The organism is Pseudobutyrivibrio sp. C4, assembly GCF_900111635.1.
In the GTDB taxonomy this organism is placed as follows: Bacteria; Bacillota; Clostridia; order Lachnospirales; family Lachnospiraceae; genus Pseudobutyrivibrio; species Pseudobutyrivibrio ruminis.
Map to the genome: position 1 here is coordinate 178,120 of NZ_FOHF01000001.1, position 13,161 is coordinate 191,280.

Annotated in this window: 14 protein-coding genes and 1 tRNA gene; 10 read left to right on the top strand and 5 right to left on the bottom strand. The window is 40.4% G+C overall.

The features are described from left to right. The first annotated feature begins 18 nt into the window (after window positions 1-18). The 10 genes from nusB to BMY66_RS00875 all read left to right on the top strand — a co-directional run bounded on the left by nusB (window position 19) and on the right by BMY66_RS00875 (window position 9,263). Entirely contained in the window at window positions 19-441 is a 423-nt protein-coding gene (gene nusB / locus BMY66_RS00830) for a transcription antitermination factor NusB (RefSeq protein WP_044934825.1), read from the top strand. Continuing rightward, window positions 441-1,649, top strand: a complete 1,209-nt coding sequence (gene xseA / locus BMY66_RS00835) for an exodeoxyribonuclease VII large subunit (protein ID WP_090393843.1) — start codon at window positions 441-443, stop codon at window positions 1,647-1,649. The genes nusB and xseA overlap by 1 nt, the downstream gene beginning before the upstream one ends. 8 nt (window positions 1,650-1,657) lie before the next feature. Further along, the gene (xseB, locus tag BMY66_RS00840; RefSeq protein ID WP_090393844.1) at window positions 1,658-1,888 is read left to right on the top strand and encodes an exodeoxyribonuclease VII small subunit; all 231 of its coding nucleotides are present in this window, start codon (window positions 1,658-1,660) and stop codon (window positions 1,886-1,888) included. A 1-nt stretch (window position 1,889) separates the two neighbouring features. After that, on the top strand, window positions 1,890-2,783 hold the full coding sequence (locus BMY66_RS00845; RefSeq protein ID WP_044934816.1) for a polyprenyl synthetase family protein: 894 nt from the start codon (window positions 1,890-1,892) through the stop codon (window positions 2,781-2,783). Window positions 2,784-2,791: 8 nt separating this feature from the next. Next, window positions 2,792-4,651, top strand: coding sequence for a 1-deoxy-D-xylulose-5-phosphate synthase (gene dxs, locus BMY66_RS00850; protein ID WP_090393845.1), 1,860 nt, complete (start codon window positions 2,792-2,794; stop codon window positions 4,649-4,651). Between the two features lies 1 nt (window position 4,652). Next, window positions 4,653-5,450, top strand: coding sequence for a TlyA family RNA methyltransferase (locus BMY66_RS00855; RefSeq protein WP_033154266.1), 798 nt, complete (start codon window positions 4,653-4,655; stop codon window positions 5,448-5,450). After that, the gene (locus BMY66_RS00860) at window positions 5,450-6,295 is read left to right on the top strand and encodes an NAD(+)/NADH kinase (RefSeq protein ID WP_074789032.1); all 846 of its coding nucleotides are present in this window, start codon (window positions 5,450-5,452) and stop codon (window positions 6,293-6,295) included. The genes BMY66_RS00855 and BMY66_RS00860 overlap by 1 nt, the downstream gene beginning before the upstream one ends. Further along, window positions 6,296-6,748: an arginine repressor gene (gene argR / locus BMY66_RS00865; RefSeq protein WP_044934804.1), complete on the top strand. Its 453-nt coding sequence runs from the start codon at window positions 6,296-6,298 to the stop codon at window positions 6,746-6,748. 57 nt (window positions 6,749-6,805) lie between these two features. Continuing rightward, window positions 6,806-8,485, top strand: a complete 1,680-nt coding sequence (gene recN / locus BMY66_RS00870) for a DNA repair protein RecN (protein ID WP_090393846.1) — start codon at window positions 6,806-6,808, stop codon at window positions 8,483-8,485. A gap of 97 nt (window positions 8,486-8,582) precedes the next feature. Continuing rightward, entirely contained in the window at window positions 8,583-9,263 is a 681-nt protein-coding gene (locus BMY66_RS00875) for a DUF5688 family protein (RefSeq protein WP_143064488.1), read from the top strand. Here BMY66_RS00875 and BMY66_RS00880 read toward each other — a convergent pair. The 5 genes from BMY66_RS00880 to BMY66_RS00900 form a co-directional block, all read right to left on the bottom strand. Continuing rightward, window positions 9,260-10,327, bottom strand: coding sequence for an ABC transporter substrate-binding protein (locus BMY66_RS00880; protein ID WP_090393848.1), 1,068 nt, complete (start codon window positions 10,325-10,327; stop codon window positions 9,260-9,262). The genes BMY66_RS00875 and BMY66_RS00880 overlap by 4 nt on opposite strands. Continuing rightward, a complete protein-coding gene (locus BMY66_RS00885; RefSeq protein ID WP_044934793.1) occupies window positions 10,324-11,112 on the bottom strand; it encodes an ABC transporter permease in 789 nt (262 codons plus the stop codon). Before BMY66_RS00885 ends, BMY66_RS00880 begins: the two co-directional genes overlap by 4 nt. Continuing rightward, window positions 11,109-11,936, bottom strand: coding sequence for an ABC transporter permease (locus BMY66_RS00890; protein ID WP_044934788.1), 828 nt, complete (start codon window positions 11,934-11,936; stop codon window positions 11,109-11,111). The genes BMY66_RS00885 and BMY66_RS00890 overlap by 4 nt, the downstream gene beginning before the upstream one ends. Further along, window positions 11,929-12,996, bottom strand: a complete 1,068-nt coding sequence (locus tag BMY66_RS00895; RefSeq protein WP_090393849.1) for an ABC transporter ATP-binding protein — start codon at window positions 12,994-12,996, stop codon at window positions 11,929-11,931. Before BMY66_RS00895 ends, BMY66_RS00890 begins: the two co-directional genes overlap by 8 nt. 63 nt (window positions 12,997-13,059) lie before the next feature. After that, window positions 13,060-13,132, bottom strand: a tRNA-Thr gene (locus tag BMY66_RS00900). Window positions 13,133-13,161 lie beyond the last annotated feature (29 nt).

The window sequence follows — 13,161 nt, forward strand, 5'->3', positions numbered from 1 at the left end:
TTTCAGGAGTTTTTATTTATGAATAGACATGAAATTAGAAAAGAAGTATTTAAGGCTGTATTTATGAACGAGTTTCATGATGCAGAGGATATGGATAGCGTAATCAGCACATTCCTTGGCGGCCGTGATAATGCAGAGGCAGAGGACCTTGCTAAAAACAACAAGACAGCTGAGGATGAAGAGTATATCAAGACAAAGTCTGAGGATATCATTGCTAAGCTTCCAGAAATCGATGAGCTTATTAACAAGTCTGTTGATGGTTGGAAGACTACACGTATGGCAAAGGTTGATTTAACACTTATCAGACTTGCTTTATACGAAATCAAATTCGAGAATCTTCCTGTTGGTGTTGCTATCAATGAGGCAGTTTCACTTGCTGATGAATTCGGTACAGATTCTTCTGCTGGATTCGTTAATGGAGCACTTGCTAAATTAGTATAATGAATAAAAATGTATATAGTGTATCTCAGATAAATACATATATTGAGCGTATGTTTTCTGATGATTTTATGCTTGGAAACCTTTCCTTATCAGGGGAGGTTTCTAATTGCAAGTACAATCATACAGGACACATATATTTTACTTTGAAGGATGATAAATCATCTATTTCTTGTGTAATGTTTGCTGGCAAACGAGCAAAAGGGTTGAAGTTCAACATGAAGGACGGAGACCAAATCGTGGTCACTGGATATGTTGGAATCTATGCGGCTGCCGGCAGATATCAAGTGTATGCAAACGAGATAGAGTTGGCGGGAGTTGGTGATTTATATCAGCGTTTTGAGGCGTTAAAGCAGGAGCTTGAAGAAAGCGGTATGTTTGATGCCATGTATAAAAAGCCTCTTCCAAGCCACGCTATGAGAATCGGTATTATCACTGCTCCTACAGGAGCGGCTGTTCACGATATCATCCGAGTATCTAAGACACGAAATCCTTTTGTAGAATTGATTCTTTATCCAGCTCAGGTTCAGGGTGAGGGGGCAGTGCCTTCCATCATTTCCGGAATCAATTGTCTGGATGAGTTGAATCTGGATGTTATCATTCTAGGTCGTGGTGGTGGTTCCATCGAAGACCTTTGGGCTTTCAACGAGGAGCCGGTAGCACGAGCTATTTTCAAGGCCAACACACCAATCATATCTGCCGTTGGCCACGAAACAGATTTCACAATTGCGGATTTTGTGGCAGATAAAAGGGCGGCAACGCCTTCTCAGGCTGCAGAGCTTGCAAATTTTGTTTACGATGATTTTGCCAGAACAGTAGAGCGATACTCCGATAGGCTCAACAGCACATTGGATTACAAGCTTTCATCAATCACTTCTCAGCTTGAGAACTACAAACTACGATTACAATCTCTAAGGCCAGAGAACAAAATAAAAGCAAACCAGGACAAGCTGAATCATCTCTACGACAGACTCAACAGCTTGATGAACGCCAAAATAGAGCGCTACGAAAGTCGTTTGATTGCAGCTTCCGGCCGTTTGGATGGCCTTTCACCAGCCAAGCGATTGGCTTCTGGTTTCGGTTATGTTACTGGTCCTGATGGAAAAAAGGTTGATAGCGTATCAAATCTTTCCGTTGGAGATAGTCTTAGTATCAGAGTAAAGGATGGTATGCTGGAGAGCCAAATCACCAGCATTTCAAAGGATAAATAGGAGCACGTATGGCAGAAAAAGAAACAAAAGAGACAACAATCGAAGAAAGCTTTCAGGCTCTCGATGAGATAATCACAAAGATGGAATCATCAGATGTCACTTTGGATGAATCCTTTGCATTGTACAAAAGCGGAATGGAAGAGCTTCAAAAAGCTAATTCAAAAATAGAACAGACTAAAAAAGCTGTCATGGCAATCAGCAAAGAAGGCGGCTTTGAGGTGTTTGAAGGGGTCGAGTAAAATGGATATTAAAAACGAACTTAGCGTAAGAGCAGAGTCTGCACAGGATGTTGTTTGCAGATTTTTGCCGGATGTAGAGGGATTACAGGGCATCATATTTGATGCAATGGAATACGGGGTTACAGCAGGCGGTAAACGTCTTCGTCCAATCCTCATGAACGAGACATTTCAGCTTTTCGGTGGCACAGGCGATGTGATCGAGCCATTTATGGCTGCCATCGAAATGATTCACACATATTCGTTGATTCACGACGATTTACCAGCAATGGACAATGACGCACTTCGCCGTGGCAAGCCTACTGTGCATGTAGCATACGGTGAGGCAATGGGCGTACTTGCAGGAGATGCTCTTTTAAACTATGCTTTCGAGACTGCATTAAATGCATACGATGCAGATGTAGATGTAGTTAGAGTTACAGAGGCAATGCGCATTCTGGCCAGAAAAGCCGGTGTATTCGGCATGATTGGTGGCCAGGTTGTAGATGTGGAGGCTGAAAAGAAGCAGCTAGACATGACAGAGGATAGGCTTCATTTCATCTACGAGCTAAAGACTGGTGCGCTGATTGAAGCATCTATGATGATAGGTGCTGTTTTGGCTGGCGCCAGTGAAGAACAGGTTTCTCTCGTTGAGAGCGTGGCAGGCAAAATCGGCATGGCCTTCCAGATTCAGGATGATATCCTTGATATCGAAGGAGATGAAGCAAAGCTTGGCAAGCCAATTGGCTCAGACGAGAAAAACGAAAAATGTACCTACGTTACATTTGCCGGTATAGAAAAATCCAAGGAAGAGGTAAAGCGTCTTACAGACGAGGCAGTTGAAGAACTTAATAGCTTAGATAATCACAACGAGTTTTTAAATGAGCTACTTAAATACCTTGTCTACAGAGACAATTAAAATCGATTATGGTTCTTGAAAAAATAAAGCAACCTAATGATATAAAGAATTTAACAGAGGAAGAAGTTTTAGCTCTTCCTGCAGAAATACGAAGCTTTCTTATTGAGCATCTATCAAAGACTGGTGGTCATTTGGCTTCCAATCTTGGAACAGTTGAGCTTACAATTGCTCTTCATATGCTTCTTGATTTCCCAAAGGACAAGCTTGTTTGGGATGTAGGTCATCAGGCATACACTCACAAGATTCTTACTGGTAGAGCAAATGAATTCGACCATCTTCGTCAGTACGATGGAATCAGCGGCTTCCCTAAAAGAGTAGAGAGCCCTTGCGACAGTTTTGATACAGGTCACAGCTCTACATCTTTGTCTGCAGCTTTAGGCTATTGCATGGCAAGGGATTTAGCAGGAGATGACTATAAGGTTTGCGCAGTTATTGGTGATGGAGCACTTACTGGAGGCCTTGCTTACGAGGCATTGAACAATGCATCTCGTTTAAAGAAGTCTAATTTCCTTATCGTACTTAATGATAATGAAATGTCCATCTCTAAAAACGTAGGTGGTATGTCTACCAATCTTGAGCGTCTTCGTACCAGCTCAAAATACGTTGGCTTAAAAAACAACGTGTTATCATCTTTGGAAAGCTGGCCTAATGGTGAGCGTATCATTAGAAAGATTCGTAGCACTAAAAATGGTATTAAGTCTCTTATGGTTCCTAATATGGTTTTTGAGGATTTAGGAATTATGTATCTTGGCCCGGTTGATGGCCACGATATCAAAGCCATGATGGAGACATTCAATATGGCCATGGGTATCAATGGACCTGTGCTTGTTCACGTCATTACTAAAAAGGGTAATGGATACGAGCCAGCAGAGCGTCATCCATCCAGATTCCACGGTACAGATATTTTCGAAATCGAGACAGGACTTCCAATGCGCAATCCAAACCCTGGATACACAGATGTTTTCTCAACTGTAATGCGTAAGATGGGAGATCGTAACCCAGAGGTTGTTGCTATTACAGCAGCTATGGCAGAGGGCGCTGGATTAAAGCGTTTCAGAAATATGTTCCCAGACAGATTCTTCGATGTTGGAATCGCTGAGGAGCATGCCGTTACATTTGCTGCCGGATTGGCACTGGGCGGTCGCATTCCTGTTTTTGCCGTATATTCATCATTCTTACAGCGTGCATACGACCAAATCCTTGAGGATGTTTGCTTACAAAATCTTCATGTGATTTTTGCAATTGATAGAGCAGGTCTTGTTGGCGCAGATGGAAGCACACATCAGGGTATATTCGATGTTTCCTTCCTTACATCTATGCCAAATATGACAGTGATGGCTCCAAAGAATAAATGGGAGCTTTCAGATATGATGAAATTTGCAGTGGCTTACGATGGCCCAATCGCCATTAGATACCCTAGAGGCGAGGCATACTGCGGATTAAAGGAGCATAGAGCTGAAATCGTCCTTGGCAAATCCGAGGAGATAAAGGTTGGTTCAAAGGTAATGCTGTTTGCTCTTGGTTCCATGGTAAAGAAGGCTGAGGAAGTGGAAGAGCTTCTTAAGGCCCAGGGAATCGATGCAGGTATCTGCAACGCTAGATTTGCAAAGCCACTTGATCAGGCATATCTGGATAAAATCAAAAATGAATACGATTTAATCGTTACATTAGAGGAAAATGTTATTACCGGAGGTTTTGGCCAGCAGGTTCAGGCTTATCTTGATGACAATGGCTATAATGGTCAGGTCCTTAAAATAGCAGTTCCAGATGAGTTTGTTAGACATGGAAGTGTTACACTTCTGTTTAAAGAGCTTGGCATGGATGCAGAGTCCATTACACAGCGTATATTAGAAAAATTAGGAAAGTAATATGAAAGAAAGACTTGATATAGTATTAGTAGATAGAGGGTTTGCTCCTTCTCGTGAAAAAGCCAAGACCATGATTATGGAAGGCAATGTTTTCGTTAAGGGAAACAGAGAGGACAAAGCAGGCACTAAAATAGATGTAGATGCAGATATCGAAATCCACGGACAGCAGCTGAAATACGTTAGCCGTGGTGGTCTTAAGCTTGAAAAGGCTATGACTCACTTTGATATTTCCTTAGATGGAAAGGTATGCATGGATATCGGCGCATCTACTGGTGGTTTTACCGATTGTATGCTTCAGAATGGAGCTACAAAGGTATTCTCTGTAGATGTAGGATATGGACAGTTTGCTTGGAAGCTTCGTCAGGATCCTAGAGTTGTCTGCATGGAAAAGACAAACATCAGATATGTTACTGTAGAGGACATCGGCGAGCAGCTTGATTTCGCTTCAGTTGATGTATCATTTATCAGTCTTACAAAGGTACTTGGCCCAGCAAAGGCACTTCTTAAGGATGATGCTGAAATGGTTTGCCTCATCAAGCCACAGTTTGAAGCTGGACGTGAAAAGGTTGGAAAGAAGGGTGTTGTCCGTGATCCAGCTGTTCACGAAGAAGTTATTAATACAATTATTGATTTTGTAAAAGAAATTGGTTTTTATGTACTTCATCTGGAATATTCCCCAATTAAGGGACCAGAAGGAAACATAGAATACCTCATTCATATATCAACACAGGAAAAACAGGGGGATGCTATTGATGTTGCTGCAACAGTAGCAGCTGCACATGGTAGCTTAGACAAATAATGAAGAATTTCTTAATTGTTGCAAGATCTTTTAGTGATTTACATGAAAAATATATCAACATTATTCGTGATTATATTTCGGCACATGGCGGAATGTGCATTCTCGATTTAGACACTTGTCCGGATAGCTCCGAAACACAGGTAACAGTTGATGACAATATTGAGTGCATCATTACTGTTGGTGGTGATGGAACTGTTGTTAGGGTTGCTCAGAATGTTACAAATCGCAAGGTGCCTATCGTTGGTCTTAACTGCGGTCACCTGGGCTATCTTTGCGATATGACAGTTGATAATGTTGAGCACTGCTTAGATCAATTACTTAGCGACAATTATAAGATAGATGAGAGAATGATGCTTGAAGGAGATTGTTCTAGCGATGCTGACAATCGTTTTAGAGCTCTTAATGATATTGTAGTTGCATCTGATGCTGCTGGGCTTTTTGTTTTAAACCTGACAGTCAAGGTCAACGGAATTCAGCTGTATTCCCACAATTGTGATGGACTGATTGTTTCCACACCTACAGGTTCAACTGCTTACAATCTTTCTGCTAACGGTCCTATTGTTAGCCCTCATGCAGATTGCATTGTTTTGACACCTATCAACCCTCATACACTTAATTCCCGTAGCATTATTTTGGCCTCAAATGATGAGGTTGAAGTTAGTATAGAGGCTCGTCACGAAGAGGACGATCCAAAAGCAAACATTATTTACGATGGAACACTTAGACAAATCCTCAAAAAGGGTGAAGTTTTAAAAATTCATCGTTCAAAGATTACATCCAACATGGTTATGTTAGAAAACGTCAATTTCTTGGAACGTATTCGAGCTAGGATGCAGGAGATTTAAATGAAGATTGAAAGACAGGCAAAGATACTAGAGTTAATAGTAAAAAATGAAATAGGAACTCAGGAGGAGCTTACAGCTCGCCTTGAGGAAGCTGGATTTAACGCCACACAGGCTACAGTTTCCAGAGATATACGCGAAATGAAGCTGACAAAGGTTGCTGATGCAGCTGGCAAGCTTCGTTACGTAGCATACAAAACTACCGAGGACGATATGAATGAGAAGTACATTCGTATTTTCTTGGATGGTTTTGTTTCAATGGACAACGCCCAGAATATTTTAGTTGTCAAGACTGTTTCAGGTATGGCTATGGCTGTTGCGGCTGCCTTAGACCATATGGATTTTGCAGAAATAGTTGGCTCAATTGCTGGTGATGATACTATTATGTGCGCTGTCAGAAGCATTGATGATACTGTCGTTTTAATGGGGAAACTAAAACGAATCATCGAGAAATAAAAGGTTGGTGCAAGGATCCTTTTACACAGAAACGCGGGCATAGAAAAGGAGAATTAAATGCTAGCTAGTTTGCACGTTAAAAACTTAGCCCTTATTGATGAAGAGGAGATTATTTTTTCTAAGGGGCTTAATATCTTATCGGGAGAAACCGGAGCAGGTAAATCTATCATTTTGGGAGCACTTCATTTAAGTCTTGGAGACAAGGCATCAAAGGATTTCCTTCGTGATGCTGATTCTGAGGCATTTGTGGAAGCTGTATACCTTATCAATGATGAAAGCACAAAGGAAGCTCTGAGAGAAATGGGCGTGGAGCCATACGATGATGAGGTGATTATGTCTAGAAGAATCACTGAATCTCGCGCCGTTGGAAAGATTAATGGTGAACAGGTTCCAGCTGCAAAGATGAAAGAAGTTGGGGCGTTGTTACTCGATATCTACGGACAGAAGGAACATCAGTCACTTCTTAATACAAAGCGCCATATGGAGCTTTTAGATGAATTTGCTAAAAATGAAATTGGCGATTTAAAAGATAAAATCGCTGAATCTTACAAGAATTATAAAGCACTTACTGCAGAGCTTGAGGAAGCAAAGCAGAGTGATGTTTCAAAGGAAAGAGAAATTGTTCTTTTGGAGCATGAGATAAATGAAATCGAATCTGCTAATTTAAAAATTGGTGAGGATGAAGAGCTTGAGGATGAGTATAAGCGTCTTTCAAACTTTAGCCGCACTATGGAATATTTTGGCAGAGCTCATGAAGCTATGGCAGGAGATGGCGGTGTATCAGATGCTATTAGTTCTGCAATATCGGATATACGATATATAGAAGGAATTGATGATAGAGCATCAGAATTTCTTTCAATGCTCAATGATGCAGATAGCATTATTTCGGATTTCAACAGAGAGCTTTCAAGCTACATGTCTGATGCATCCTTTGATGCTGGAAGATTCAACGAGGTGGAGCTTCGCCTCAATGAAATCAACAGACTCAAGGACAAATACGGTACCACAATCGAGGCTGTATTAGAGGAGCTTGCTGCTCGCCAGGAAAAGAAAGCAAAGTTTGAATCCTTTGATGAATACCTGGCAGAATTAAAGCACAAGGTTGATGTTGCTACAAAGGAGCTGGATGAGCTTTGCCAGAAGCTTTCCGATATCCGTAGAAAGTGCGCAGCAGATCTTTCTAAAAAGATGCAGGAAGCCATGAGCGATTTGAACTTCCTCAATTCCGAATTCGAAATGCATCTTACAAAGCTTGATCACTACACAGCAGATGGTTTTGATAGTGGTGAGTTTATGATTTGTACAAACCCAGGTGAGCCACTTCGTCCACTTAAGGATATTGCTTCAGGCGGTGAAATGAGCCGTATCATGCTTGCAATCAAGACTGTTCTTGCTTCAGGCGGCGGAATCGATACTCTTATTTTCGATGAGATTGATGCTGGTATTTCAGGTAGAACAGCCCAGGCTGTTTCTGAGAAGCTTTCTACTGTAGCAGACAAGCATCAGGTTATTTGTATCACTCATTTGCCACAGATTGCGGCAATGGCAGATACTCATTTCCTCATTGAAAAGAATGTCGAGCAGGGCCATACCATTTCGGGTATTAAAAAGCTCTACGACAACGATACTATCGAAGAGCTTGCTAGAATGCTTGGTGGTAGCGCTATTACAGAGGCTGTGCTTACAAACGCCAGGGAAATGAAAGAGCTGGCAAACAGCTATAAAAATAAAGCTTGATTTTAAAAATGAATCTTGATATATTAGTATCCGCATGGAAACATGCGGATCATTTTTTTCTTTATATAAATCCCAATACTTTTTATATCATTTAATTATGATTACTGAAAAAATTAATATTGATCGAATTGATTTTGCCCTTATGTTTAAGGACATTGAGGAGGCTAAAACTCGTATTATATATAAGCTCATGAACAAGGAGAAGAATCAGGAGCTTTTAGAAACTGTACCGCATGTGGAATATTTGGACTTGGCTATTGTGTTTTATTATTTATTCCCAAGTGACAATGAGGAGCAGTTTAAGGGGTTCATGCTAAATAATGAGCATATGCTTATGCTTGGACTTAGCGTTACTGATTTGATGAACAATGCAAGTATTAATACTCAGCGTATTTTAGGGCTTAAATATCAGGGTATTTTTTCGACCATTGCAGAGATTACTGGAGCAGAAGATATGTATGATGCTGCCGCAATAGAGGATGGTTTCATTCCACTTCAGGTGTTATCTAATCGATTGGGGACATATGGTGCATCTGCAATTTTATATAAGGATGTGATTAAGGATATTGCTGAAAAGATGAATTCAAATATATTCATCATACCTTGTTCAGTCCATGAGGTTTTGATTTATAGAGAAATGAAAAACTGCCAGATAGGAATCGATGACCTAAAGGAAATGATTTCGATGGTTAATCAAAACGAAGTTCCTGAAGGAGATATTCTATCCGACAGTTTGTATTATTATTCTTTAGAGAACAATGCTATTTGCATAATCTAATATGCTTTAAGCTTTTTCCAAAGAGTAGTAGTGTAGTCTAATGTTTCGTCATCGTAGGCGTTGTACAAATCACAGCGAGCGAGAGTTTCCTTAGTAGGGAATACTGTTTCATCTGCAAGTGTTTCAGCGTCTTCGTTGCCGGCTACTGTGAGATTTGGGGTAGCGTACCAAACATATTCAAAGTTTTCAGTGGCTGCCTCTTCCTCACACATGAAATCTATCCATTTCATTGCTGCATCGTAATGCTTGCAGGTACGTGGAACGAACCATGAATCAATCCAAAGGTTGCCACCTTCTTTTGGAACAGTGTAAGCAAGCTTGTCATTGTATTCCATACCCATAGCAGCTTCACCAGAGTAGCATACAGCCATTGCAGCATCTTCTGAAACCATACATTCGTATGTCTCATCCATTAGATAAGCGTAAACATATTGCTTTTCGTTGCAAAGCATATCGAATGCTTCATCAAGCTCGGCCTTGTTAGAGGTGTTGATATTGTATTGAAGAAGCTTAAGTGGAACCATAAATGCATCACGCTGTGAGTTAATCATAACGATTTGATTTTTGTATTCTGGGTCCCAAAGACAATTCCAACTGCTAACTGTTTCTTCATCAACCTTTTCAGTGTTGTAAAGAATACCTACCGTACCGTAGAAGTAAGGGACAGTGTATTTGTGAGTTGGGTCGAAGGCTTCTGACGCTTCGATGATAGTTGGGTCAATGTTTTCGTAGTATTGAAGAGAGTTGTAATCGATAGGGATAAGCTCGCCTTCTTCACGAAGTGTCTCAATCATGTAGTCTGAAGTACAGATTACATCGTAATTGATTGAGCCGGCCTTGTATTTAGCGTACATATCCTCAACTGATTCGTACTCTTCGTATTTAACAGTGATGCCTGTTTCCTTCTGGAAACGCTTCAAAACATCTGCCTCAATGTATTTACCGTAATTTAAAACAACTAATGTGTCATCGCTGGCTGCATCATTGCCACAAGCTGTAAATGAAAAGCAACTTGTAAAAGTGAGACACAGGAGGCTACAGATAATAATAAGCTTTTTCTTCATCGTTTAGCTGATACCTCCTTTTTAGAACCTTTAAAGTTTGTTGCTATAAGCATAATGAATGCCAAAAGGAAGAGGAGAGTTGAAAGGGCGTAAAGCTCTGGCTGAATACCTTTTCTAAGCTCTGTGTAAAGCATAGTTGAAAGGGTGTTGACTCCGGCTCCCTTTGTGAAGTATGTGATTGTGAAATCATCAAGTGACATTGTAAATGCCATCAAAAATCCTGAAAGCACTCCAGGAAAGATTTCTGGCCATATTACTTTACAAAATGCATACCAAGGTGTGGCTCCTAAGTCCATAGCTGCTTCGTAGCAGGCATCAGACATAGATTGAAGCTTTGGCAAAACGTTGAAAATAACGTATGGAACTGAAAATGCTATATGAGCAAGTACAACTGAAAACTCTCCAAGTGATGAGAATCGTGTAAACAGAAGCATAAGTGAAATACCTGTAACGATATCTGCATTTAAAAGAGGTATGTTTGTAGCTCCAAGCATAATAGCTGCATGACGCTTTTTCATTCGGTTGATACCGATGGCTGCTGATGTACCAAGGACAGTAGCAAGGATGCTGGAAGAAAGTGTGATTCTAAGTGTAGTAAACAAAGCATCCATGATAGTGTCGTTGGAAGGAAGATTAAGGTACCATTGAATGGTAAATCCTCCCCATACTGTTCGCGACATAGAATTATTAAATGATAAAACTATGAGAACAAGTATTGGTGCATATAAGAATAAAAATATTAATGCTAAGTATAGAGTAGAGGCACCTTTTTTGATTTTTTTCATAGAAGCATACCTCCATTCTCGGAATCATCAAGCTTGTTCATGATGCTCATTGATGCAAGAACGAAAAGCATAAGGATGATTGATAATCCTGATCCTAAGTTCCAGTTTCTAGCTAGAGTGAATTCCTGCTCAATGACATTTCCGATTAATAATACCTTTCCTCCACCAAGTAAGTTGGAAACAACGAAAGATGAGAGGGCTGGTACGAATACCATAATGATTCCTGATATAATTCCGTCTCGTGAGAGAGGGACTGTGATTTTGATAAATGTGTTTAACCAGTTTGAACCAAGGTCGGCAGCTGCTTCAATAACATCATCACTGATTTTTGAAAGTGAGTTGTAAATTGGCAAAATCATGTATGGCAAGAAATCATATACCATACCAAGGATAACTGCTGCCTTTGTATAAAGGATGTGGACTGTTGGAAGCCCAAGTGCTGTAAGTATGCTGTTTAGTATTCCGTTGTTTGAAAGAATGTTTTGCCATGCAAGAATACGAAGCATGAAATTCATCCACATTGGAAGAATAAACAAAAATACGATGAATCCTTTATTAGTGATTTTCAGGTTGTGAAGTATCAAAGCTACTGGATAGGCCATAATGAGACAAATCACTGTAGTGATAAACGCAACCTGAATAGACAGACCAAGTGACTTTAAGTGGACTGGATCTGCTATAGCAGTAAGGTTATGAATTGTTAAGCCTCCATCGCCATTTGTGATGGCATAGCCAAGGATGTAAAACAAAGGAAGGATGGTGCAAATCAACACCCATATTGCATAAGGCATGGCGAGAAAGCTAGTGCGTAGCTTATTAATCATCCTCCTTAAGTACCTCCTCATCCTCAGACTCAGGCTTGTTCATGATTTGAATGTTGAATGGAATAACATTTAATGAAACATGCTGGCCAACTTCAAAGTATTTTGTAGTGTGAACTAACCATTCGTACTGGCCACACTGTACATCTAATTCGTAGTGAACGCCCTTGAAGAGACAATCTGTGATGACGCCATCCATGAATCCTTCGCCTGGCTTGCCAAGCTCAACATCCTCTGGACGGATTACAACATCGACAGGCTTCATTGTTCCGAATCCCTTATCAACGCAAGGAACCTGAACTCCAAGGAATGAAACAAGCTCATCCTTGATCATGATTCCTTCTATAATATTACTTTCTCCGATGAAGTCGGCAACGAATGCGTTTTCTGGCTCGTTGTAGATATCCTCTGGAGTACCAATCTGCTGGATGTAGCCCTGGTTCATAACAACAATTGTATCTGACATTGTAAGGGCTTCTTCCTGGTCGTGTGTTACATATATGAATGTGATACCAAGCTCCTGCTTGATCTTCATAAGCTCATACTGCATGCTTTGACGGAGTTTTAAATCGAGAGCACCAAGTGGTTCATCTAATAGAAGAACCTTTGGTTCGTTAACGATAGCTCGTGCAATGGCAATACGTTGTTGCTGACCACCAGAAAGAGAATCAATTGAACGATTTTCAAATCCATCAAGGTTAACAAGCTTTAATGCATACTTGATTTTGTCGTCGATATATTCTTTTGATTTCTTTTGGATTTTCAATCCGAAGGCAATGTTTTCCTCAATAGTCATGTGAGGGAAGAGTGCGTACTTCTGGAAAACCGTGTTGATTGGACGAAGGTTTGCTGGAAGTGCAGTGATATCATTACCATTTAAATAGATTTTGCCTGAATCAGGCTTTTCAAAACCACCTAATAGACGAAGAGTGGTTGTTTTACCGCAGCCAGATGGACCTAAAAGAGTGACGAATGAGTTCTCTTTAACATAGAGGTCTAGCTCATCAAGAACCAGCTGCTTACCGTAGCTTTTTGATACGTGATCGAATTGAATAAATTCCAATTAATCATCCTCCTTATACATTCATAACATTTACTTTACCCATAGTTGTGTAGGTAAAATAAAAGCTCCGAATCAGACTCGAACTGACGACCCCCTCATTACGAGTGAGGTGCTCTACCAACTGAGCTATCGGAGCTTATGAAAAAAGCCTATATAGCCTTAATC